The sequence below is a fragment of the Microcystis sp. M20BS1 genome, assembly GCF_020245305.1.
GTDB lineage: Bacteria > Cyanobacteriota > Cyanobacteriia > Cyanobacteriales > Microcystaceae > Microcystis > Microcystis ichthyoblabe_A.
The window spans coordinates 1-19,801 of sequence record NZ_JADBUZ010000162.1; the positions used below are offsets into that span (position 1 = coordinate 1).

Here is a 19,801-nt window from a genome sequence, read left to right on the forward strand (position 1 = left end):
TAAGGGGGGTGCTGATCCCCCCTTAATCCCCCCTTGATAAGGGGGGTGCTGATCCCCCCTTAATCCCCCCTTGATAAGGGGGGTGCTGATCCCCCCTTAATCCCCCCTTGATAAGGGGGGTGCTGACAATTTTAACACCCACCTACTTAGAGGTAATTGTATTGACTAACTAATCTAGCTGTTTAGAGAACGGGATGAATTTTGAGGATTTTCGGCAGGGAACAGATAGATTGATCGAGGTGGGGATGAGGATGTTCCTGATTGCTTTTCATCGCTTCTAACACTGCCGGTAAAGCTTGGGGATCGAGATTCTGTAAAAAGTTTAATAGATCCAAACTCTCCCCCACCAAGTGCGTCACGTTGATCCCCTCGTAATCGGGTTGATAGTGTTGTAAACGTCTCACCCCTTCTCCCAAAAGAATTACCGCCCCGCGCCAGTTATTATTTTCTAGATGGTAACAAGCGACAGCAATCTGCAAAATGCCTTGATAAAAGGTTTTTTCAGGCTCTGCGGACTCCATCCACAAAGCCTCTAGGGTATCATGACAAGCATAGAATTGCTGGCGATTAAATTCGTCGATTCCTTGCCCAAAAGCGCTGGCTGTCATTACCCTATACTAATGCCCCCTCATCGATTCGCGGACTTCTTGGATATAGTCGAGGGAAATTACCTGTTCTTCCCCAGCAAACTCGTTATCGGGGGTAATAAATAGCATACAGTGACATTCTTTCCGTTCCCGCATCGGCACACAGGGACAATTCCAGAAAGTATTTTTTACCTCCGCTTCTTTGTCTTCGTAGTGACGACAGGGGCATAAAGGAGCGCCTAATTCGTCCTTATGACGCGCTAATCCTTCAATTACTACCGCTGTCACCGAGAGATCGCTGCAGAAATAGGTATTTGTACGTCTAGCGTACTGTTCGGCAAAATTCTTCATCGCCTCAAGACTCTTATCTGTGTCTGTGATCTGGCTCATAGTTATCTTATCTCCCTAGCTTTCTACAAAAAAACTTCTTACTATCCTATCTCGATCCGCTTCCCCTTGGCTGAGGGGAATTTTTAGAATCTCTTTTGATTTTGCGACCGATCCCCTTGTTAATCTAATACGATAAAAAGACTCTCTTTGGCCAAAAGCTCGACTTTTTGGCCAGCATATCGGAATTATAGGGGCAAAGTTCCTCAAAACCTGTCCTTGATTCCTGCAATCCCTGTACCCTATCAATACCAGAACATGATTTTATCTTTCTTGCAGACAAATAAAATTTCTGACGATAACACGCCTTGGTGGCTGAAAATTACCTCCCTTTATCCCCACTGTATCTACTATTTTGGTCCCTTTGCCTCCTTTGAGGAAGCACAACAGCATCAGGGGGGTTATCTCCAAGATCTAGAGTCCGAAGGAGCGCAAGGAATCAGTCTTTCGATCGAGCGGAGTAATCCCCATTATTTGACCGTTTTTGACGATGGAAGTCAGGATCTAGCTAAAACTTTTGCTTCCCATGCTCGAACCTTTTCTCGCTTTATTTCTTAAGTCTCCCTGTCCTCTTTGTCAACGGCAGAGCGATCGAGAGCTTTGCCGTGATTGTGGGCGACAATTACAGTCCTATCGTCAGAATAACCCGCTTTTTCTCTGGCGTAGTTCTATTCCCCTGTTTATCTGGGGACGCTATGAAGGTAAATTAAAACGGGCGATCGCTAAAATGAAATATGATCGCCATCCCGCTCTCGGCTCTTTGCTAGGCAGTTGCATGGGGGAAACTTGGCTGCTGCGTCCTCCCCTCACCGATAAACGTTTGACGGTGATTCCTATCCCTCTCCACCCAGAAAGGTTAAAGGAAAGGGGTTTTAATCAAGCAGAAGTCATTGGCGAAGGTTTTTGTCGTTTAACCGGTTATCATCTGGCTAGTCGCGGATTAATTCGGATTAAGAACACGGCAGCCTTGTTTAGTATGGCAGCCGAGGAAAGAAAAAGGACGATGCAAGCGGCTTTTCAACTGGGGAAAAATTTACCGAAATCCGTGCCGATTCTCTTAATTGACGATATTTATACCACAGGAACCACGATCGAGGAAGCTGTGCAGGTTTTACGCACAGAGGGATATCGGGTAGTCGGTGCGATCGCTCTTGCCAGTTCCAAAATTAGCTAAAATGCCCAGACGGAATCGGTCTAGGCATTTTAGAGTTAGATTAAATTAAGTGCGTTTGATCTTGTCGTATTGACTGATGAAAATCAAACCGATAGTGGCAGGGATCAGAACGATAACCGCACCTAAAACAAGGCTCCAGAGAAAGTTAGCTAAAGAGGGTGTCATGATAGATAAATCCTTTGTCATATTTTCAAAGACTTAGTTTTTTATCTTATCACCTTGGGCGAGAAGACCCCCAGTTCCACGGCCAGATAAATGCGATCGCAGGTTTTATATGTCTTCAATCCCTCAAGATAAAGTCTCCCTTGACTTCTCAAGGGGATAGGGATGTTTGACAATAGGTGATAGTTACAAAACTTTAAACTAGATTGGCAAAGATTTTTATGGCTACTGACGATCGCAAACGGCGCATTCTCGATCATCTCTCCAGAAGTACCACTGGTGCTGACTATATTCCCAAAAAACCGCTGCCAATTGTGGAAACTCCTCCGGTGGCAGCGGAACCCGTGGCAGCGCCGCCGCCAGTTACTCCTGCACCAGAATTAACTGCTAAAGAGCGCAAAAGAAAGATAATGTCCCATCTTTCCATGAGTAGTCAAGATTTTGGCGAAATTACTAGCACTGCCCCCGAAGAAAAGCGTAAACGCCAAATTAACGACCATCTGCGCCAAAGCCAAGGATAAATAGGGTTTGCGGCAAAAAGTTTTTCGGTGGTGGTAGGGTGTGGGGTGCGGGGTGTGGGGTGTGGGGTTTTACCCATTTTCAGGGAGTCAATTACCTAATTTTCAGGGAAAAAGTCCCTAAAATTCCCCCCCCAATCACTCCCATATCCGGTACTTTTTGATTTCAAAAAAGCCTAAAGATATTATCCAACAAGGTTTTTAGATTTATTCAGCAAACCCTAAATAGTAAGGAGTGAGAATTAGCCACTAGGCATCTTCTAGACTGTTCTCACTCCCTCATTTTCTGCTGTCGATGGCAATAATGACAGTTGTTGCAAATCAGTTCCTCGCTCTGGCAACAAGGGAATGTTAAAGTTAGTAATGAGTGCTTCGGTGATCGGATGACGTAATTTTTCTGTGGAACCCACATGATAAAAATGCTGTTTAGTATAGATATAAAACTTATCAGCACTCCAATTTTTTTTAATTAAAGGATTGCTCCTAAACTGATTACTGTGCCAAGTGGACAAAATAAACCGACAAGAAATATCCTTTAAAATAGTCACCAAACAATCTTCATCCTCTTCAGACCAAGAGTTAAAATAATCGGTGTGTCTCCCTAAATAAGGAGGATCGAGATAGATCAAGTCTGTTTTTTGCCAATCAGATAAAGTCTCTCGAAAGTCAGCAACTTGAAAATTATAATCAGTTTTAATAAGAATATTTTCTAGGGCAATAACTTGATTGACTATTTTGGTAATATATGCTTGAGAAAATCGTTCTGATTTATGACAGTAGGGTACGTTAAACTGCCCCTTACGATTGAATCTCATCACGCCATTAAAACAGGAGCGATTGAGAAATAAAAAATCTAGAGAATTAGGAGATTGATTAAATCTTTCTCGTACTTGATAATAATAACTTTCTCCCTGCTCCTTAAGAACTTTACCATTTTCTTGCAAAAAAAGCTTAACAGTTTTACTGGTAATAACTTGATTTTTGAGATTATTATAAAACTGGATAATATGGGTATTTGTGTCCGCAAGTAAAGCCTTTTTCGGATTAATATTAAAAGCCACCACTCCCGATCCAGAAAAGGGTTCTATCCAACGCCCAAAGCTCAGATCAGACACAATATTTTTAATATCTTTCACCAATTTAGTTTTAATTCCTTGACACTTAATCGGTGGCACAAGTGGCGTTAACTTCACTAAACACTCTCCTCATCAATAGTAATCTCTATCCACAGCCAACTTAGCTCCTGTTGGCTCGTGAATAAAGGTCAAATCAGGGTAAAAATTTTGTTGAGATACTAACTCTATCTTTAATTGGTTACATCTAGCAAAATTATCAAATATGGGAAAAAGAAGCAATTTTAGGATTTTGGAGATGATTTTCGTATCAATAGATATAGTATATACTTCTAGGCAGTTTAAATTCAGTACAGCTTATCCCAGAAACCATGAGACTCTTGTTAGAACAAATGAACTCAAAAATCTGGCTCTTCTCGGTTCTGTGTGATAAGTTTAACTTATATATATAGGATCGATCAATCTTGGTGTCCTTTGTGTCTTTGTGGTTCGTTCCACCCCCCCGCTAGGAAGAATGTATCTTAGAATACATTTTACCCACCAAACCCAAGAGAGCCAAAATCTCTCGTCACCATTCTTGTCAGAATTATGAGAATTACGTTACATTTAGTTAAGATTTAATTGGCTGCGGGGATTAATCTCGAAAAAATAACGTAAAATCCTTGACAAAAACAGCTAAATGAGTTAAGCAAAAATCTTTATCCTAGAACCACTAAACAAACATGAAACTATCCTGGAAAACGATTTTACTGTGGACATTGCCCGCCCTTGTGGTCGGTTTTTTCCTCTGGCAAGGCACTTTTGCCACCGCCACCGGTAATATCGGCAATAACACCGCCACTACCCGCATGACCTACGGACGCTTTCTAGAATACCTAGACAGTGGTAGGGTTGTCAGCGTCGATCTCTACGAAGGGGGCCGAACCGCGATCGTACAGGCCCTAGATCCAGAACTAGAAAACCGAGTACAACGCCTGCGGGTCGATTTACCAGCCAATTCCCCCGATTTAATCGCCCGTTTACGCGATTCTAAAATTAGTTTCGATGCTCACCCGATGCGGAATGACGGCGCTTGGTGGGGATTCCTCGGTAATCTACTTTTCCCCTTTTTGCTGATTGCCGCTCTCTTTTTCCTGTTCCGCCGTTCTAATAATATGCCAGGCGGCCCCGGTCAAGCGATGAGTTTTGGCAAATCAAAAGCTCGTTTCCAGATGGAAGCAAAAACCGGCATCACCTTTGATGATGTGGCAGGAATTGATGAAGCGAAGGAAGAATTACAGGAAGTCGTCACTTTCCTCAAACAACCGGAGAAATTTACCGCCGTCGGTGCCAAAATCCCCAAAGGAGTCCTGTTAGTTGGTCCTCCTGGTACGGGTAAAACCCTGTTAGCCAAAGCGATCGCCGGTGAAGCGGGTGTACCTTTCTTCAGCATTTCCGGTTCGGAATTTGTGGAAATGTTTGTCGGTGTCGGTGCTTCTCGCGTGCGCGACTTGTTCAAAAAAGCCAAGGAAAATGCTCCCTGTTTAATATTTATCGATGAAATTGACGCGGTAGGTCGTCAACGGGGTGCCGGTATCGGTGGTGGTAACGACGAACGTGAACAAACCCTAAACCAATTATTGACAGAAATGGACGGTTTCGAGGGGAATACGGGAATTATTATCATTGCCGCCACTAACCGCCCCGATGTTCTCGATTCCGCTCTCATGCGTCCGGGCCGTTTTGATCGGCAAGTAACCGTCGATGCGCCCGATTTTAAAGGTCGTTTAGAGATTTTAGACGTTCATGCCCGCAATAAAAAGCTGGCTAACGACGTTTCCATCGAAGCGATCGCCCGTCGCACTCCGGGGTTCAGTGGAGCAGATTTAGCCAATTTACTGAACGAAGCGGCAATTTTAACCGCTCGTCGTCGCAAAGATGCCATTACCCTCCTAGAGATAGATGACGCAGTGGATCGCGTTATCGCCGGTATGGAAGGTACTCCTTTAGTCGATAGCAAGAGCAAGCGCCTAATCGCTTACCATGAAGTGGGCCATGCGATCGTGGGTACGCTCTTAAAAGATCACGATCCCGTCCAGAAAGTGACTCTGATTCCCCGGGGCCAGGCCCAGGGTTTAACTTGGTTCACTCCCAACGAAGAACAGGGTTTAACCACGAAAGCTCAGTTAATGGCCCGGATTTCCGGTGCTTTAGGTGGTCGGGCGGCCGAGGAAGAAATCTTCGGCTATGATGAGGTGACTACCGGTGCCGGTGGCGATTTACAGCAAGTTTCTGATATGGCCCGCCAGATGGTGACTCGTTTCGGGATGAGCGATTTGGGTCCTTTGTCCCTAGAAAGTCAAGGGGGTGAAGTGTTCCTCGGTGGCGGTTTGATGACTCGTTCCGAGTATTCTGAGAAGGTCGCTACTCGCATTGATGATCAGGTGCGATCAATCGTGGAACACTGTCATGAAATTTCTCGGCAAATTGTCCGGGATCATCGCGAAGTGATCGATCGAGTGGTGGACCTGCTGATCGAAAAAGAAACGATCAATGGGGAAGAATTCCGGCAGATTGTGGCTGAATACGCCTACGTTCCCGAAAAAGAACAGTTTGTACCACAGTTATAGGTTGATTTCAATCTATAGGCGATCGGGTGGGTTAAAGCTCACCCGATTTTTTTATGCTAGGGATTTAGTTATCGTCATCGTCATCGTCTTTATTCTGGTCATTATCACCGTCTTTTTGCTGGTTTTCCCCGTCTTCATCGTCATCTTCGTCTTGTTGCGGCGATTCCACGGTGGTAGGGACGTTTTTCGGTTCTTCGGTCTGTTTTGCTCCCTGACAAGCCCCTAAAAACGTAGTCAAAGTTAACAGAATCAGCAAAACTAAGGATTTGATTTTCATGGTCTTTCTCCCCACTCGATCGATAAATATAACAATTTTAAGACTTTTGGGCGGTGGATAGCTTGGCTAATGCCAAGAAAGTGCATTCCCAGACTAAACGGGGTTGAACGTAGGCTAACAGCTGCTGGCGGGTTTTTTCCAAGATTTCTAAAATCGATCGCTCTCGTCGTCGTTGCCAATCCTCATACTGAAGATAACTCACATACCATAATTGGGTTTCCGTGTCAAGAGTTTGAGCGATAATTTTGGCTAATTCCAGTGCTTGGGAGAGTTTTAGGGGAAATTTGCTCAAAGATCGCGGTAAATCTTGGGGGAGACTGTCGAGAAACTCTAAAGCTGCGATCGCTTCTCCCGGGCTACCTTGGGCTAAACCGAGAATTGCCGGATAATTGAGAACGCGAGCTTGTCCGTTAGAGCGGAGGACTTGAGCGAGATTTTCTTCCGAAAGACGCTGAAAAGGGATGTGTTGACAGCGAGAAACGAGAGTCGGTAGTAAAGAGGAGGGACTGGGAGCAATCAGGATTAAAGTCGCTTTTCCCGGTTCCTCAAGCGTTTTTAAGAGGGCATTTGCCGCCGATTCCGTCATGGTGTCTGCTTCCTCGATCACCACCACAGAGCGGGCCGATTCCAGGGGAGGACGACTTAAAAAGTTAGTAATCTCGCGAATTTGTTCGATGCGGATTTGCGGGGGAGCTTTACGCTTGAGATTGCTTTCCTGTGCTTCTTTTGCGGTGAGCAGTTTGCCTTGGTGTTGATAAGTGGGTTCAATCCAGAGTAAATCGGGATGATTGCCCCCTAAAAAGCGTTTCAGGATTAATTCCCTTGTTTCTGGAGATCGATCTCTAGTTAACAAGTCTTGACAGAAACATTTTGCTGCTAGATTGCGTCCAATCCCCTTAGCGCCGGCGAATAAGTAAGCGGGAGCGATCGAATTGACTTCAAGCGCTCTTTGTAGTAGTTCAATGGCCTGATTTTGACCGATTAACCTTGACCAATTTATCATCTTTTCCCTGCCATGGCTCGCTATTGCTGTTCCTATTTTGTCGGGATTTCTCCTCATCAGACCGGGTTTTTATACGATGATATATTAAGTTTGGGTGAATTTGAAATCATCAAGCGCCGGACCGATGTCTTGCTTTTATCGGAAGTTCCTAACGATGCTTTCTTTCCCCAGTTAGTGAAAGTGGAATTGTTTATTCATCCTCCCACTAGCTCGGAACTTCAGATCGATTTATTGGTAAAAAATCATGAATTGCCCCTGAGAACTAATAATCGTTGTCGGCGATTTTTTGAATCTATTCACCAGATTATTACCAACAATTATCAAGGTCAATCCCTGACCAGAATTACCGCTTAACCCGATTTGTTCCTGTCTCCGTCAACTGACAAAGACGGGGACAAAATACCATCTTGGCTCTCTTGGGTAACGAACCACAAAGACACAGAGGACACAGAGATTGATCGCTCCTGTATCAGTGAAACTTATCGCACAAAGAATAAGAGAGCCGCTCTTTTTGGTGCTTGATAGATTTATCGAGAAAAAATCGGTAATTGCTTTAATTTTCGCTTTCCTTCGTCGATGAGAGCGGAGGAAATTGACGACGTAAAAGCAAGGAATTACTCACTACCATAACCGAACTAAAAGCCATTAAAGCTGCTGCTAGGGCCGGACTGAAAGCTAGACCCCAATGGGGCAGTAATAAACCACCGGCAATGGGAATAGCAAAGGTATTATAACCCAAAGCCCAAAAAAGATTTTGTCGGATTTTTTGCCATGTGGCCAGACTTAAATGCAGAGATTGCACCACATCCTCTAGGCGATCGCTAATTAAAACGATCCCAGCCGTTTCCATGGCCACTTCCGTGCCACCGGCCAGAGCAATACCGATGTTAGCCTGTCCTAGTGCAGGAGCGTCATTGATACCATCCCCGACCATAGCCACGATTTTGCCCTCTTTTGTCTGTAGGTCGGCAATTAAGGCCGATTTTTCGGTGGGGGCAACTTCGGCATAAAATTGGCTAATACCCAAACTATTAGCGATCGCTGTTACCACTTCTTGGCGATCACCACTGAGTAAAATCACCTCTAAACCGAGTTTTTGCAACTGATTAACGGTTGTTTGAGCATCGGGACGCAATCGATCCTGAAAAGCGATCGCGCCGAGCAATTGTTCTTCCATACCCAGATAAATCACCGTTTTACCCGCTTGTAAAAGCTCTTGAATCCCCCAGATAGTTTCATCGATTTTAATGCCGTTCTGTGCCAACCATTGCCGATTTCCTAGAACAATTTTCGACCCCTGCACCCTTGCAGAAACTCCCAATCCGGCGACAGTTTGAAAATCTTCCCCCGTCAGGTTAGTAGGAGGAGTAACCGCGTCTAAAATCGCCTGAGCAAGAGGATGATTAGTACCACTCTCCACTACTGCCGCTAATTGTTGAATTTCCAGGGAATTAAGCTCAGAAAAACTCAAACAATCGGTAATTTCCGGATGACCTTGGCTAAGGGTTCCCGTTTTGTCAAAAACCACCGTTTGCAGTTGCGAGACAGTTTCCAAAACATCACCCCCTTTAATCAAAATACCCCTTTCGGCTGCTAAACTGGTTCCCACCAGTAGGGCCGTCGGTGTGGCTAAACCGAGAGCGCAGGGACAAGCGACCACAAGCACAGAAATCGCTAATTTTAGGGACAAAAGTAGGGGAGAAGTGGGTTGAATCATCTCGTGGTGTCCTGTGGTTGACCCTAACACCTCTGGAAAGAGCCTAGTTCCCCAAAAATACCAAAAGAGCAGCACAATTAGGGCAATTATCATCACTCCGTAGGCAAAATAACCCGCTACCCGGTCCGCTATCTTCTGTACCGGGGCCTTGCGAGTTTGGGCTGATTCCACAGCTGCGATAATCTTAGCTAGGGTGGTATCAGTCCCCACCTGACGAGTTTGCACGGCGATCGCACCAGAGAGATTGAAACTGCCAGCAATGACTAGATCTCCCATTTCCTTGACCACCGGCAGCGATTCCCCCGTTAATAAAGCTTCATCTACCGTGGTTCTTCCCTGAATAATCTCCCCATCCACGGGAATTTTTTCCCCGGGTAAGACGCGCACCCATTCCCCGACGCGCAGCTGTTCCACTGGAATCGCCACGCCCACACGGTCATCTGTACTACCAATCAGGTGAGCCACTGCCGGTTGTAGGGAAGTAAGTGCTTCTAGGTCTGCGGCTGCGCGATGACGGGAATGCGCTTCTAGAGTCCGTCCGAGGAGAATAAACCCTAACAGCATGACCGGTTCATCAAAAAAGCACTCTAAACCGAGATTAGGGAAGATAAGAGCCAAACAACTGGCTATATAGGCGCTACCTGTGCCTAAACTAACGAGAGTGTTCATATTTGGCATCCCGTGCCGTAATCCCCGCCAACCATCGATGAAAATATCGCGGCCGGGGAATAAAATGGCTAGGGTGGCTAAAGTCCAGTGAAAAGCAATACTTTGAAAGATAGGGATTTCTGGTCCCCCGATGTGGTGTAAGTGACCAATCAGGGAAAAAACCAGTAAACAACAAGCGATCGCTAATCGGTATAATTGTTGTTGCCGTTCTTTTTGTTGGTTTTGCAGCCGTTGATTTTGTTGGGCAAGGGGAGTCGATGAGCTGCGCGGTTGGGTGGGGAATCCAATCGCGGTTAATTTTGCGGCTAACTGCTCTGGTGCGATCGCATCCGGTTGGTATTCAATCACGGCAATTTCCGTGATTAGGTTAACTTGGGCCGATTTTACCCCTTGATTTTGGCTGAGTTGTCGTTCTACGGCACTCACACAGCCGGCGCATTTCATGCCTTTTACGTCTAGAGTAGCGGTTTTTAGTCCAGTTTCGGCGGCTAGGATCATAGAAAAAGTAGGCAAGGATGGTCTTTACTTCTATCCTAGAAATTCTCGGCCGATTTTTAAACTATTTTAGCGAGTAGGGTTACAGATAGATGAAATTTCATTACAGATAGCTGAAATTTCAGGTAGCCGATCTGGTAGTGGACTGACACAGCTAAAATAGGGCAATAGATAAGCTCAACTGAGGACATCAATCATGGGAAGATGTAGGCGAGATAAAGTTCATCTGACAGTCGCACAACGAGAAAACTTTGAACAAATCAGTGGGGAAGGGTTCATCACAGAGTACGCTAATCGGCATAACACGCTTATCGTAATATTATACGGAAAACTTCTCGCGATCACTCAATTTGAGCGTAATATGCGGACAGATTCTTTAAAAAATGCGTATTTGGCGTGATATACGGAAAATTTCCGCATAATATATAGTTAGGCGGTCACGAAAACTTTGGTACTCAATCATTTGGAGGTAACTTAACATGGCTTACGCACAATGGGTCAGCTTTACGATTAAGGTAAAAGGCTTTGCAGGAACAACTGACTACGGAAATCTATCCTGGGGAAAGTTTTACAAGTACGACAACAAAGATGATGAAATTGCTAATGTCAACGGAATCAAATTCCAGGACGGCAGAGTTTACAACACTGTGATTTGCTCATGTGGCCGATCAGACTCTGCCTCTGGTACTGAAGGCTCTTTCTATATTTGCATTGACGGGAAAGATCCCAGCGATCCAGACTATAAGGTCTGCAAGATATCATGGGACTGTCCATGGGGATCAAAAACCAATACATGGGGGGCTAGTGATTATGATTCCGACAAATATGTTGTTAGCGTAAGCGGAGGCTCTACCTATGGCGGGTCAATTGGAATGCTGTCAGTTGTCGTTGCTGATATATCCTGATATGTGAACTTTCTCAATAGGTCTGGGAAGACTCGCCAACAGAAACGAAAATTAGTAGTGGATTGTTTCAGCTAAAATAGGGCAATAGATTTCGGCTTAAAGTCTTAGATTATAAAATTTCTAGCATTTTTCTAATACACCAAATTAGCTGAAACAATCCAGTAGGGTGAGTTGCGTTTTGCTAACCCACCCCTTTTCGTGCCAGAAAGCAGTGTCAGACAAAGTATTCTGATTTTTGCTAGGATGTTTTTATGCAATTCAACTCAGGTGCAATATGTCTCTAATGAACACCCCAGCCAAATTCCAAGTAACTTCTCCCCCTTTTCGTTGGGATGAAGCGGGAGGTATCCGTATAGGTTCGAGCCGAGTGACTCTGGATAGCATACTTGCCTCATACCACAACGGCTCCACTCCTGAAGAAATCGCTATTCAGTTTTCAGTTCTTCGTTTGGAAGATATATACAGTGCCATTGCTTATTATTTAAATCACCGTCAGGAAATTGACAGTTATTTGGAGCAACGCGACCAACAAGCTCAACAACTGAGACAACAACTAACTCAAAAACACAACTTAGTCGATTTAAGACAGCGCTTGCTTGCTCGTTATCAGTCAAAAGGAGAGTCGAGGCAAAGTGCGCCTTCTAACTGACGAAAATTTTAATGGAGCCATCTTGCGTGGGCTGGTGAGGCGTTTACCTGAATTAGATATAATTCGCGTCCAAGATGTAGGACTGATGAACACTGACGATCCAGATATTTTAGAATGGGCGGCTAATGAGGGACGCATCTTGCTCACCCATGATGTAGCCACTATTACGATGTATGCCTACAATCGTGTCAATCAAGGACTACCTATGACTGGAGTTGTTGAGGTGATCTCAAAAGCACCCATTGGTAAGATCCTTGATGATTTAGAACTATTTATTTGTTGTAGTGAACCTGAAGAATGTGAAGGTCGGGTTCTTTTCATTCCTTTCTCTTGATGCGATCTCTATCATTTTCTACTCCAGAAATCTAAGTTGCCTAACACGTTGTTGGAGCGGACGGAGTGAGAGAACTTGGTGATGAGTTCAAGGCTAACTGCCGCCGCTCAACTAAGCCGTTAGACCGACAATGATTCGTACTTGTCTTTGTAAATAGTCCGATTGGTTAGTTATAAGTGCGATGCCGAAGGCACTGCATAGCAGATCGCCGATCTGGTAGGGTGCGTTAACGAAGTGAACGCACCTTATCTAATGTTCAAAATTCGTGCGTTACGCTGACGCTAACACAGGCTACTGGACTGACACAGCTAAAATAGGGCAATAGATAAGCTCAACTGAGGACATCAATCATGAGAAGATGTAGGCGAGATAAAGTTCATCTGACAGTCGCACAACGAGAAAACTTTGAACAAATCAGTGGGGAAGGGTTCATAACAGAGTACGCTAATCGGCATAACACGCTTATCGTAATATTATACGGAAAACTTCTCGCGATCGCTCCATTTAAGCGTAATATACAGAAAGACTCTTTAAAAAATGTGTATTTGGCGTGATATACGGAAAATTTCCGCGTAATATATAGTTAGGCGACAAGAATTTAACGTAGTTGGATTCTTAAATATTCGGAATTTGGCAACCAGCCAAAAATGCCAGAAGCTGAAAAGGGCATTAATTCAGATGCATATCAGGAGCTTCACTGATAGCGTTTTCATCCACAGGAGAAATTATCATGTCGGAAGTAGGTCTTTATCTGCTTAAACTTGGCTTCACCCCTCCACCGGGTACAGTCGGTGCTGGCTCAATGACGCTTGCGGTAACGGTCGATGCACCCACTGGTGTTCTGCACGGTCAGGCGCAAGGGACAATTCTAGAAGGAACGGAGCATCCGCAAACTTTCACCGCTAAAGTGTCGGGTGCGATGCATAGTACTGGCTTTGGGCATATTGTCAGAGTCGGTGCTGTTTCCGGTGAAGCCGCCGTATCCGTGACTCCTCCAGCGATCGGCACTTATCTTGCCCCATTTTCAGCCAGCTTTGCCCTTGATTCAAAGTGGAGCGGTCAAGGTCAATTCGCAGTAGGTTCAAATAGCTATAAATCTGATGTGAAGCAAGCCGATTAAAATCCGGTTGGTTTCATACTGATTTCGTCCCTGTAGGTCAGGCAGCAGCTTTATCATTGCCCGACATTTCACACAACATACTACCCTAACATGGCAGTGCGATCGCTAATCTTGTAGGGTGCGTTAATCAAATGTAACGCACCTTATCTAATGTTCAAAATCCGTGGGTTACGCTGACGCTAACACATCCTACTGGACTGACACAGCTAAAATAGGGCAATAGATAAGCTCAACTGAGGACATCAATCATGGGAAGATGTAGGCGAGATAAAGTTTATCTGACAGTCGCACAACGAGAAAACTTTGAACAAATCAGTGGGGGAGGGTTCATCACAGAGTACGCTAATCGGCATAACACGCTTATCGTAATATTATACGGAAAACTTCTTGCGATCGCTCCATTTGAGCGTAATATACAGAAAGATTCTTTAAAAAATGTGTATTTAGAGTTATATACGGAAAATTTCCGCATAATATATAGTTATACTTCTTCTTCCTCTAGTTAATTTTAAAAGTGCGTACTTGTGGCAATATGGGGAAAACTTCTATATAATTATTAGTTAAATTGCTTTTTCTTCTGAGAAGTATATATCTATGGAAAACAGACAGCCGCTGCCAGAAATGGAAGTTGAGGCAACCTTCAATGAGTTTGTCGAAGATTTAGGCGGAGAGCTTATAAGCAAACTTTTTGAAGGCAAAGGCAAAAGACCAAATAACGCCGATTATTTCTTTTGCAATCGGACGGTAGTGGCGGAGCTAAAGTGTCTTGAAAAGAATTACTTCAATGATCGAAAGGTAGGCGATAAGCTCAACTTAATGATGCACAGCTGGATCACAGAGGGGCTTCTTCGCCAAGAACATATAAAAGACGGAAGATTTCAGATAGACGACTTACCCCGTCAATGCGCCGTTGATGTGTTCAAAGTGTTTAGCTCCCCTACAAAAGAGGCTGTTGAAAAAGCTAACAAGCAAATTAAAGAAACAAAGAAATACTTCCGGCTTCCTGATGCCAAAGGTTTATTGATTCTTGCCAATGATGGCAATTACTCGATACCCCCAAATTTCATGATGTACATTTTGGGGAATCTACTTGCATCGAGATATACGAGTATAGATTCTTTCATCTTCTTTACTCCTAATATGAGAGCTTATGCTCCTCAAATTGATAGACAGTTTAATGTCTGGATAAGTGGCCGTACTCGTCCATCTTCAAATGCTGTCGAATCCGATTTGCTTCATCACATTCAGCAGAGTTGGGTGTCTTTCTTGGAGCGAAAATTTGGGGAAGTGGTCACTCAATTCCACATTAAAGATCATAATGTAGTAGATAGTATTAAATTAGTCCAATGATTCATGCTCTTAAAGCATAATCTATAGCATTCGCAAATGATTTGTAAAATTATAAATCCCGGAACTCTTATGGGTAAAACCTTTTGACAGTGATCGCTGATCTGTATGGTGCGTCCCACGCGCCTTTCACTTTTGAAAACACTTAAATCTAAAGGTCATAGTGCGATCGCTGATCTTGTAGGTTGGGTTGACGGCTGTTACCCAACTCCCTCAAAACCAAGATTAAATGCAGTAGGATAGACGTTGGATAGATTTTCTAGATTGCCGTGAGGGAAACCGTCTATATTGAAACCAGCGTTATTGGTTATCTGACAGCCAGATCGACCAAAAACTTGGTTGTTGCTGGGAATATCGAAACGACACGGGATTGGTGGCAAAATCGCCGTAATGATTTTCTTCTCTATATCTCACAGGTTGTTTTAGATGAAGTCGCTAAGGGAGATACAGAGATTGCTTTGAAAAGGTTAGAAATTGTCAATGAAATGCCTTTGGTTGAACTCAATCAAGCTGTACGCAACTTGGCAGCCCAGTTTCTTATACGAAGCAACCTTCCTGCCAAAGCTTCTGATGATGCGGTTCACATTGCTGCGGCGACTGTCCACGGGCTAGATTACTTGTTAACATGGAACTGTAAACATATTGCCAACGCTCAAATTCAGAGGAAGTTGGCAGAGCTCAGTCTTGATTTGGGATACGAGTTACCCATAATTTGTACTCCTTACGAACTTTTAGGAGATTATAACGATGTGGCAAGATGACATTTTAGATGAAATTCATAAATTTCGAGAAGAACACGCTAAATCCTTTAACTACGATTTGGATGCAATGTTTGTAGATTGGCAAAAAAGACAAGCAGAAAGTGGCAGGCAGGTAGTCAGCTTACCACCAAAGCAAGGTCTAACAAGTCGTTGGAGCCGACCAAAACAGGATGAACCACAAGAATCTCAAATCTAATCGTGGCGGCTCAACTTAGCCGTTATGCCGACCAGCGAGTCAAGTGCGATCGTTCCGATTGTAGCGATCGCCGATCTTGTAGGGTGCGTTCCCTAATGCAGGATTTTTGAGAACGCACCATGCACATTGATTGAAGCTGTGAGGTTAGGTGCGGTGCTGCTCTTGTGGGACCAGTTGAGGAATGTTAGCGAAGATTGCCAATGTTTAGGTTAAAATAGGGGGGCAAAAGTTGCCACAGGGTCGCTTCAATGACAGTTCGACAACCCCGCTACAGCAAAGAAGAATTTGCCCGACGTGGACACGAAGTCTATGAGTCTCAGGTACGCTCCCAAATCGAGGAAGGGAATCATGGGAAGATTGTAGCAATAGACATCGAAACAGGGGCTTTTGAAGTGGCTGACGACAGCCTAACAGCTGCTAAACAACTGTTAATACGTTTTCCTGATGCACAAATATTTGGTATTCGCATTGGACATCGTGCCGTCCATCGTTTTGGCTTTCGTTCCCCCAGTGTATCGCCATGATGATGGGGAGCGTCAATTCGCGCCGAGAAGCAATTATTCAATTCGTAGTGCTAGGCGAAAATCACCAGAGACAAGCGATTAAAGCAGTTATTGACACTGGTTACACTGGATTTCTCACGTTGCCTTCTGCTATCATTACAAGACTAGGATTAACGTGGTATATGCAAGAAGAGGGAATCTTGGGCGATGGAAGCCTCTGTATGTTTAACGTATTTGAGGCAACTGTGATCTGGGATGGTCAGATCAAATCTATTGAAATCAATGAGTCAGAGACAGATCCATTAGTTGGTATGGGTTTACTTGATGGCTATGAGTTGAATATTCAGGGTTTTGCTGGGGGATTAGTGACAATTAAACCTTTGTCATAGTGCGATCACAATCGCCGTAGCCGTAGGGTGCGTTCCCTAATGCAAGTCCTACTGTTCCACCAATAGATTTTTGGGAACGCACCATGCACATTGATTGAAGTTGTCAGTCTAAGTGGGATGACGAAGGCACGGCCTAGCAGTACACTGATCTTGTCCGGTAAGGGGCGGGCTATAATGAACGGTGAACCTGATTGGTCAGAAAAAATTGACCAATATTTGTCTGGTGAAACCATTGACCATTAAGTGGATTCTAAGGAGCTAAGGGAATGACCTGGACGGCAAACCAACAAGCGAAAATTATCCGTACAGAGCGAGGACTGACGATCGCTGGCACGCGCATCACCCTCTATGATGTGATCGATCTCCTAAAAGCTGATTATCCTCCTAAACTGATTCGTGACACATTTAACCTCACGAACGCGCAAATTGACGCAGCTTTGTCCTACATTCAGGTAAACCAAGCTCAGGTCGAGGTTGAATATCAAGAGGTTCTTCAGAATAGGGAAGAAATTCGCCAGTACTGGGAAGATCGTAACCGTGAACGCTTTGCTCGAATTGCAGCAATGCCACATAAACCAGGACAAGAAGCGTTTTGGGCAAAGCTTGAGGAGCAGAGAGCCAGACGTGCTGCACAAAAACAATGACTTTCTTAGTTGACTACAACCTCGACGGTTATGCGCTGATTTTTCTTGGTATATTGGCAAAACGTGGTTGGCTTGAGTTTCAGTCTGTCCAATTTGTCACCTTTAGAGAGGTTGGACTGTCGATGGAAAGTAGCGATCGCGTAGTCTGGCGCTATGCTCAAGAACAGGAGATGATGATTCTTACTGCTAACCGAAATATGAAGGGTGATGATTCCCTTGAGCAGGTTATGCGAGAAGAGAACACAGAGAAATCGTTTCCAGTGTTGACGATTGGAAATCTCGATCGTTTGAGTGAAGCTGAGTATAGAGAGCGCTGCGCTGAACGACTGATCGAAATTGCTGTAGATCTTGATAATTACAAGGGGGTTGGTCGGTTATTCATTCCATGATATTGTCGGCTACGCTTAAAAATTAGGGCGATCGCAGTCTTATCGGTGAGAAGCACGGCATAACTTAGCCGTTATGCGGCAAGTTTCTGAATAGATCGCAATCGCTGTAGGGTGCGTTACCTAATGCAGGATTTTTTGGGACGCACCCTGCTTATACCAAATTTCTAAATCCATGACAGACATCCACGCTCGAATGCTTGCCAGGCCTGCATTCGTTGTGACGCAAATAAAGAAAAATGGTATTATTGATTGAAGTCGTTAGACCGCTTCAATTTTAGGGTAATAGTTGCTAAAGTCCGCTAACTTCACCGGTGAAGCCACCTAGGCAGAGGTTTTTGATCGCTAAAAAATTCTTTCCTCTCCATAAAAACGATAAAATCTCTATTCTGCAAGCATAAAGAGGCTTTAGGCAGATTTAAAGGCACATTTAAGCTATATAAATCGAATATTTACACTTTTTTCAGCTAATCAAGCCATTAATGGCTTGATTTCTTTGCATCCAACCCAAACAGTATAATTTTTTCTCTAATGTATTGTAATTGTTTTTTATTTCATATAAAATACAATCTCAGAGAAAATACCTAGCAATCTCCCATAAATAAACAAAGGAGCCGATGACATCGTGATCCCTGATCCTAGATCCTCAAAACCGAAAACCCTCTTACCCTTTATTTCTCTAGCTACGGCTGCCGTCGTCACAACGGGAATCGGACTAGCTTCTAGTCCCCTATCGGCATCGAGTAATCTGCTGGCAAGTCCGGATAAACAGCAAGCTAAACAACAAACCGTGGAAATCACCCTAGTTTCCTACGCAGTGACTCAATCGGCCTACTCAAAAATCATTCCTCTATTCGTCAACAAATGGAAAAGAGAGAAAAAACAGGATGTGGTGATTAAACAGAGTTATGGCGGCTCTGGTTCCCAAACCCGCGCTGTTATCGACGGATTAGATGCAGATGTGGTAAATTTGGCTATCGGTTCCGATGTGGAACGCTTGCAAAAAGCGGGTTTAGTTAACCCCGGTTGGCAGAAAGAATTACCCAATAACGCCATCGCCACTCGTTCCGTGGTAGCTTTAGTTACTCGTCAGGGCAATCCCAAAGGAATCCGCAACTGGCCAGATCTAGCCAAATCGGGGATTAAAGTCATTACTGCCAACCCGAAAACCTCTGGGGTGGCCCGGTGGAATTTTCTGGCTCTCTGGGGATCGGTAACTCGGACCGGCGGCAATGAAGCACAAGCGACCAATTTCGTCCGCAATGTCTATAAAAACGTGCCTGTACTACCCAAAGATGCCCGGGAAGCCAGCGATGTCTTCTTTAAACAGGATCAGGGGGATGTGCTGCTTAACTACGAAAACGAGGTAATTTTGGCCCGTCAAAAGGGACAAACCGGTTTTTCCTATACTATTCCTCCGGTCAATGTTTCGATCGATCCGCCCGTGGCCGTAGTGGATAAAATAGTTGATAAACGCAAAACCCGGGAAGTAGCGACAGCTTTTGCCCAATTTCTCTTTACTCCGGAAGCGCAGCGGGAATTCGCCAAGGTGGGTTTCCGTCCCGTTAATGCTAATGTGGCTAAAGAGTTTAGTAAACAATACCCAAAAGTGTCGAATCTGTTCGCCTATACGGCGATCGGTAGTTGGGATGCGATCCAGAAAAAATTCTTCGCTGATGGGGCGATTTTTGACCAAATTCAGCGTTAATTAGTAGTAGGCCGTCAGCTGTCAGCTAAGTAAGTGGTTCTGATTAATTGATCCCCCCTTAATCCCCCCTTGATAAGCTATCCATTAGTCACATCTTTCTTAACATAAAATTTGACAAAAAGAGAAAAGTGTGCAAGATGGCTCAAGGGGGTTCTATGGGGGGACTAATTTGATGAGATAGTTTCCAA

The 19,801-nt window shown here is 44.4% G+C and carries 25 protein-coding genes; 17 read left to right on the forward strand and 8 right to left on the reverse strand.

Translation table 11 applies throughout. The features are described from left to right. Positions 1–182 precede the first annotated feature (182 nt). Together IM507_RS16125 and IM507_RS16130 are read right to left on the reverse strand one after the other, a co-directional pair. Positions 183–608 (reverse strand): DUF309 domain-containing protein, encoded by a 426-nt coding sequence (locus IM507_RS16125; protein ID WP_185239678.1) that lies wholly within the window; start codon positions 606–608, stop codon positions 183–185. A 9-nt stretch (positions 609–617) separates the two neighbouring features. Further along, a complete protein-coding gene (locus tag IM507_RS16130; protein WP_002731636.1) occupies positions 618–977 on the reverse strand; it encodes a ferredoxin thioredoxin reductase catalytic beta subunit in 360 nt (119 codons plus the stop codon). Between the two features lie 255 nt (positions 978–1,232). On the opposite strand from IM507_RS16130, the gene IM507_RS16135 reads away from it, so the two are divergent. Together IM507_RS16135 and IM507_RS16140 are read left to right on the forward strand one after the other, a co-directional pair. Further along, entirely contained in the window at positions 1,233–1,532 is a 300-nt protein-coding gene (locus tag IM507_RS16135; RefSeq protein ID WP_002733535.1) for a DUF1816 domain-containing protein, read from the forward strand. Next, entirely contained in the window at positions 1,501–2,148 is a 648-nt protein-coding gene (locus IM507_RS16140; protein ID WP_287637339.1) for a ComF family protein, read from the forward strand. Before IM507_RS16135 ends, IM507_RS16140 begins: the two co-directional genes overlap by 32 nt. A 45-nt stretch (positions 2,149–2,193) precedes the next feature. On the opposite strand, the gene psbX is transcribed toward IM507_RS16140, so the two are convergent. Next, positions 2,194–2,313: a photosystem II reaction center X protein gene (psbX, locus tag IM507_RS16145; RefSeq protein ID WP_002733679.1), complete on the reverse strand. Its 120-nt coding sequence runs from the start codon at positions 2,311–2,313 to the stop codon at positions 2,194–2,196. Positions 2,314–2,531: 218 nt separating this feature from the next. Between psbX and IM507_RS16150 the strand changes: the two genes are divergently transcribed. Next, on the forward strand, positions 2,532–2,831 hold the full coding sequence (locus tag IM507_RS16150) for a hypothetical protein (protein WP_002741547.1): 300 nt from the start codon (positions 2,532–2,534) through the stop codon (positions 2,829–2,831). 257 nt (positions 2,832–3,088) lie between these two features. Here the strand turns inward: IM507_RS16150 and IM507_RS16155 are convergent, their stop codons facing one another. Then, entirely contained in the window at positions 3,089–4,021 is a 933-nt protein-coding gene (locus IM507_RS16155; protein WP_287637340.1) for a DNA adenine methylase, read from the reverse strand. A 15-nt stretch (positions 4,022–4,036) separates the two neighbouring features. Beyond that, positions 4,037–4,252: an EcoRV family type II restriction endonuclease gene (locus IM507_RS16160; protein ID WP_223210644.1), complete on the reverse strand. Its 216-nt coding sequence runs from the start codon at positions 4,250–4,252 to the stop codon at positions 4,037–4,039. Positions 4,253–4,623: 371 nt separating this feature from the next. Between IM507_RS16160 and ftsH2 the strand changes: the two genes are divergently transcribed. Then, positions 4,624–6,510, forward strand: coding sequence for an ATP-dependent zinc metalloprotease FtsH2 (gene ftsH2 / locus IM507_RS16165; RefSeq protein WP_002734973.1), 1,887 nt, complete (start codon positions 4,624–4,626; stop codon positions 6,508–6,510). Positions 6,511–6,574: 64 nt separating this feature from the next. Here ftsH2 and IM507_RS16170 read toward each other — a convergent pair whose 3' ends face one another. Together IM507_RS16170 and holB are read right to left on the reverse strand one after the other, a co-directional pair. Beyond that, positions 6,575–6,787 carry a neurohypophysial hormones like protein gene (locus IM507_RS16170; RefSeq protein WP_185237737.1) on the reverse strand — a complete coding sequence of 71 codons (213 nt, stop codon included), beginning with the start codon at positions 6,785–6,787 and terminating at the stop codon, positions 6,575–6,577. Positions 6,788–6,824: 37 nt separating this feature from the next. After that, a complete protein-coding gene (gene holB / locus IM507_RS16175) occupies positions 6,825–7,790 on the reverse strand; it encodes a DNA polymerase III subunit delta' (RefSeq protein ID WP_287637341.1) in 966 nt (321 codons plus the stop codon). A gap of 12 nt (positions 7,791–7,802) precedes the next feature. Between holB and IM507_RS16180 the strand changes: the two genes are divergently transcribed. Further along, positions 7,803–8,144 carry a hypothetical protein gene (locus IM507_RS16180; RefSeq protein WP_002734498.1) on the forward strand — a complete coding sequence of 114 codons (342 nt, stop codon included), beginning with the start codon at positions 7,803–7,805 and terminating at the stop codon, positions 8,142–8,144. A 199-nt stretch (positions 8,145–8,343) separates the two neighbouring features. On the opposite strand, the gene IM507_RS16185 is transcribed toward IM507_RS16180, so the two are convergent. Next, positions 8,344–10,674 (reverse strand): heavy metal translocating P-type ATPase, encoded by a 2,331-nt coding sequence (locus IM507_RS16185; protein WP_287637342.1) that lies wholly within the window; start codon positions 10,672–10,674, stop codon positions 8,344–8,346. Between the two features lie 476 nt (positions 10,675–11,150). Between IM507_RS16185 and IM507_RS16190 the strand changes: the two genes are divergently transcribed. From IM507_RS16190 to IM507_RS16245, 12 genes are all read left to right on the forward strand, one after another. After that, the gene (locus IM507_RS16190) at positions 11,151–11,576 is read left to right on the forward strand and encodes an aegerolysin family protein (RefSeq protein WP_042790244.1); all 426 of its coding nucleotides are present in this window, start codon (positions 11,151–11,153) and stop codon (positions 11,574–11,576) included. Between the two features lie 274 nt (positions 11,577–11,850). Then, positions 11,851–12,225 carry a DUF433 domain-containing protein gene (locus tag IM507_RS16195; protein WP_036399742.1) on the forward strand — a complete coding sequence of 125 codons (375 nt, stop codon included), beginning with the start codon at positions 11,851–11,853 and terminating at the stop codon, positions 12,223–12,225. 34 nt (positions 12,226–12,259) lie between these two features. Then, entirely contained in the window at positions 12,260–12,559 is a 300-nt protein-coding gene (locus IM507_RS16200; RefSeq protein ID WP_238560374.1) for a DUF5615 family PIN-like protein, read from the forward strand. Positions 12,560–13,289: 730 nt separating this feature from the next. After that, positions 13,290–13,679, forward strand: coding sequence for a DUF1842 domain-containing protein (locus IM507_RS16205; protein WP_287637343.1), 390 nt, complete (start codon positions 13,290–13,292; stop codon positions 13,677–13,679). Positions 13,680–14,273: 594 nt separating this feature from the next. Continuing rightward, positions 14,274–15,029 carry a hypothetical protein gene (locus IM507_RS16210; protein WP_287637344.1) on the forward strand — a complete coding sequence of 252 codons (756 nt, stop codon included), beginning with the start codon at positions 14,274–14,276 and terminating at the stop codon, positions 15,027–15,029. A 266-nt stretch (positions 15,030–15,295) separates the two neighbouring features. Further along, positions 15,296–15,787 (forward strand): type II toxin-antitoxin system VapC family toxin, encoded by a 492-nt coding sequence (locus IM507_RS16215; protein WP_287637345.1) that lies wholly within the window; start codon positions 15,296–15,298, stop codon positions 15,785–15,787. After that, a complete protein-coding gene (locus tag IM507_RS16220) occupies positions 15,774–15,983 on the forward strand; it encodes a hypothetical protein (protein WP_002732654.1) in 210 nt (69 codons plus the stop codon). The genes IM507_RS16215 and IM507_RS16220 overlap by 14 nt, the downstream gene beginning before the upstream one ends. Positions 15,984–16,231: 248 nt before the next feature. After that, positions 16,232–16,507 (forward strand): hypothetical protein, encoded by a 276-nt coding sequence (locus IM507_RS16225; protein ID WP_002733756.1) that lies wholly within the window; start codon positions 16,232–16,234, stop codon positions 16,505–16,507. After that, complete coding sequence (locus IM507_RS16230; RefSeq protein WP_123230802.1) at positions 16,504–16,875, forward strand: clan AA aspartic protease; 372 nt, start codon at positions 16,504–16,506, stop codon at positions 16,873–16,875. The genes IM507_RS16225 and IM507_RS16230 overlap by 4 nt, the downstream gene beginning before the upstream one ends. A 266-nt stretch (positions 16,876–17,141) precedes the next feature. Then, positions 17,142–17,519: a DUF433 domain-containing protein gene (locus IM507_RS16235; RefSeq protein ID WP_002741562.1), complete on the forward strand. Its 378-nt coding sequence runs from the start codon at positions 17,142–17,144 to the stop codon at positions 17,517–17,519. Then, positions 17,516–17,908, forward strand: a complete 393-nt coding sequence (locus IM507_RS16240) for a DUF5615 family PIN-like protein (RefSeq protein WP_193958987.1) — start codon at positions 17,516–17,518, stop codon at positions 17,906–17,908. Before IM507_RS16235 ends, IM507_RS16240 begins: the two co-directional genes overlap by 4 nt. Positions 17,909–18,530: 622 nt before the next feature. Then, on the forward strand, positions 18,531–19,613 hold the full coding sequence (locus IM507_RS16245; protein ID WP_287637346.1) for a sulfate ABC transporter substrate-binding protein: 1,083 nt from the start codon (positions 18,531–18,533) through the stop codon (positions 19,611–19,613). Positions 19,614–19,801: the final 188 nt, after the last annotated feature.

What these genes read in the sequence shown, in the direction of transcription:
- IM507_RS16140 (WP_287637339.1), top strand. Translation starts at nt 1,501, where the DNA reads ATGCTCGAACCTTTTCTCGCTTTATTTCTTAAGTCTCCCTGTCCTCTT.
- IM507_RS16185 (WP_287637342.1), bottom strand. Translation starts at nt 10,674, where the DNA reads ATGATCCTAGCCGCCGAAACTGGACTAAAAACCGCTACTCTAGACGTA.
- IM507_RS16180 (WP_002734498.1), top strand. Translation starts at nt 7,803, where the DNA reads ATGGCTCGCTATTGCTGTTCCTATTTTGTCGGGATTTCTCCTCATCAG.
- ftsH2 (WP_002734973.1), top strand. Translation starts at nt 4,624, where the DNA reads ATGAAACTATCCTGGAAAACGATTTTACTGTGGACATTGCCCGCCCTT.
- IM507_RS16135 (WP_002733535.1), top strand. Translation starts at nt 1,233, where the DNA reads ATGATTTTATCTTTCTTGCAGACAAATAAAATTTCTGACGATAACACG.
- IM507_RS16170 (WP_185237737.1), bottom strand. Translation starts at nt 6,787, where the DNA reads ATGAAAATCAAATCCTTAGTTTTGCTGATTCTGTTAACTTTGACTACG.
- IM507_RS16150 (WP_002741547.1), top strand. Translation starts at nt 2,532, where the DNA reads ATGGCTACTGACGATCGCAAACGGCGCATTCTCGATCATCTCTCCAGA.
- IM507_RS16225 (WP_002733756.1), top strand. Translation starts at nt 16,232, where the DNA reads ATGACAGTTCGACAACCCCGCTACAGCAAAGAAGAATTTGCCCGACGT.
- IM507_RS16195 (WP_036399742.1), top strand. Translation starts at nt 11,851, where the DNA reads ATGTCTCTAATGAACACCCCAGCCAAATTCCAAGTAACTTCTCCCCCT.
- IM507_RS16130 (WP_002731636.1), bottom strand. Translation starts at nt 977, where the DNA reads ATGAGCCAGATCACAGACACAGATAAGAGTCTTGAGGCGATGAAGAAT.
- IM507_RS16240 (WP_193958987.1), top strand. Translation starts at nt 17,516, where the DNA reads ATGACTTTCTTAGTTGACTACAACCTCGACGGTTATGCGCTGATTTTT.
- IM507_RS16220 (WP_002732654.1), top strand. Translation starts at nt 15,774, where the DNA reads ATGTGGCAAGATGACATTTTAGATGAAATTCATAAATTTCGAGAAGAA.
- IM507_RS16210 (WP_287637344.1), top strand. Translation starts at nt 14,274, where the DNA reads ATGGAAAACAGACAGCCGCTGCCAGAAATGGAAGTTGAGGCAACCTTC.
- holB (WP_287637341.1), bottom strand. Translation starts at nt 7,790, where the DNA reads ATGATAAATTGGTCAAGGTTAATCGGTCAAAATCAGGCCATTGAACTA.
- IM507_RS16190 (WP_042790244.1), top strand. Translation starts at nt 11,151, where the DNA reads ATGGCTTACGCACAATGGGTCAGCTTTACGATTAAGGTAAAAGGCTTT.
- IM507_RS16205 (WP_287637343.1), top strand. Translation starts at nt 13,290, where the DNA reads ATGTCGGAAGTAGGTCTTTATCTGCTTAAACTTGGCTTCACCCCTCCA.
- IM507_RS16230 (WP_123230802.1), top strand. Translation starts at nt 16,504, where the DNA reads ATGATGATGGGGAGCGTCAATTCGCGCCGAGAAGCAATTATTCAATTC.
- IM507_RS16125 (WP_185239678.1), bottom strand. Translation starts at nt 608, where the DNA reads ATGACAGCCAGCGCTTTTGGGCAAGGAATCGACGAATTTAATCGCCAG.
- IM507_RS16235 (WP_002741562.1), top strand. Translation starts at nt 17,142, where the DNA reads ATGACCTGGACGGCAAACCAACAAGCGAAAATTATCCGTACAGAGCGA.
- psbX (WP_002733679.1), bottom strand. Translation starts at nt 2,313, where the DNA reads ATGACACCCTCTTTAGCTAACTTTCTCTGGAGCCTTGTTTTAGGTGCG.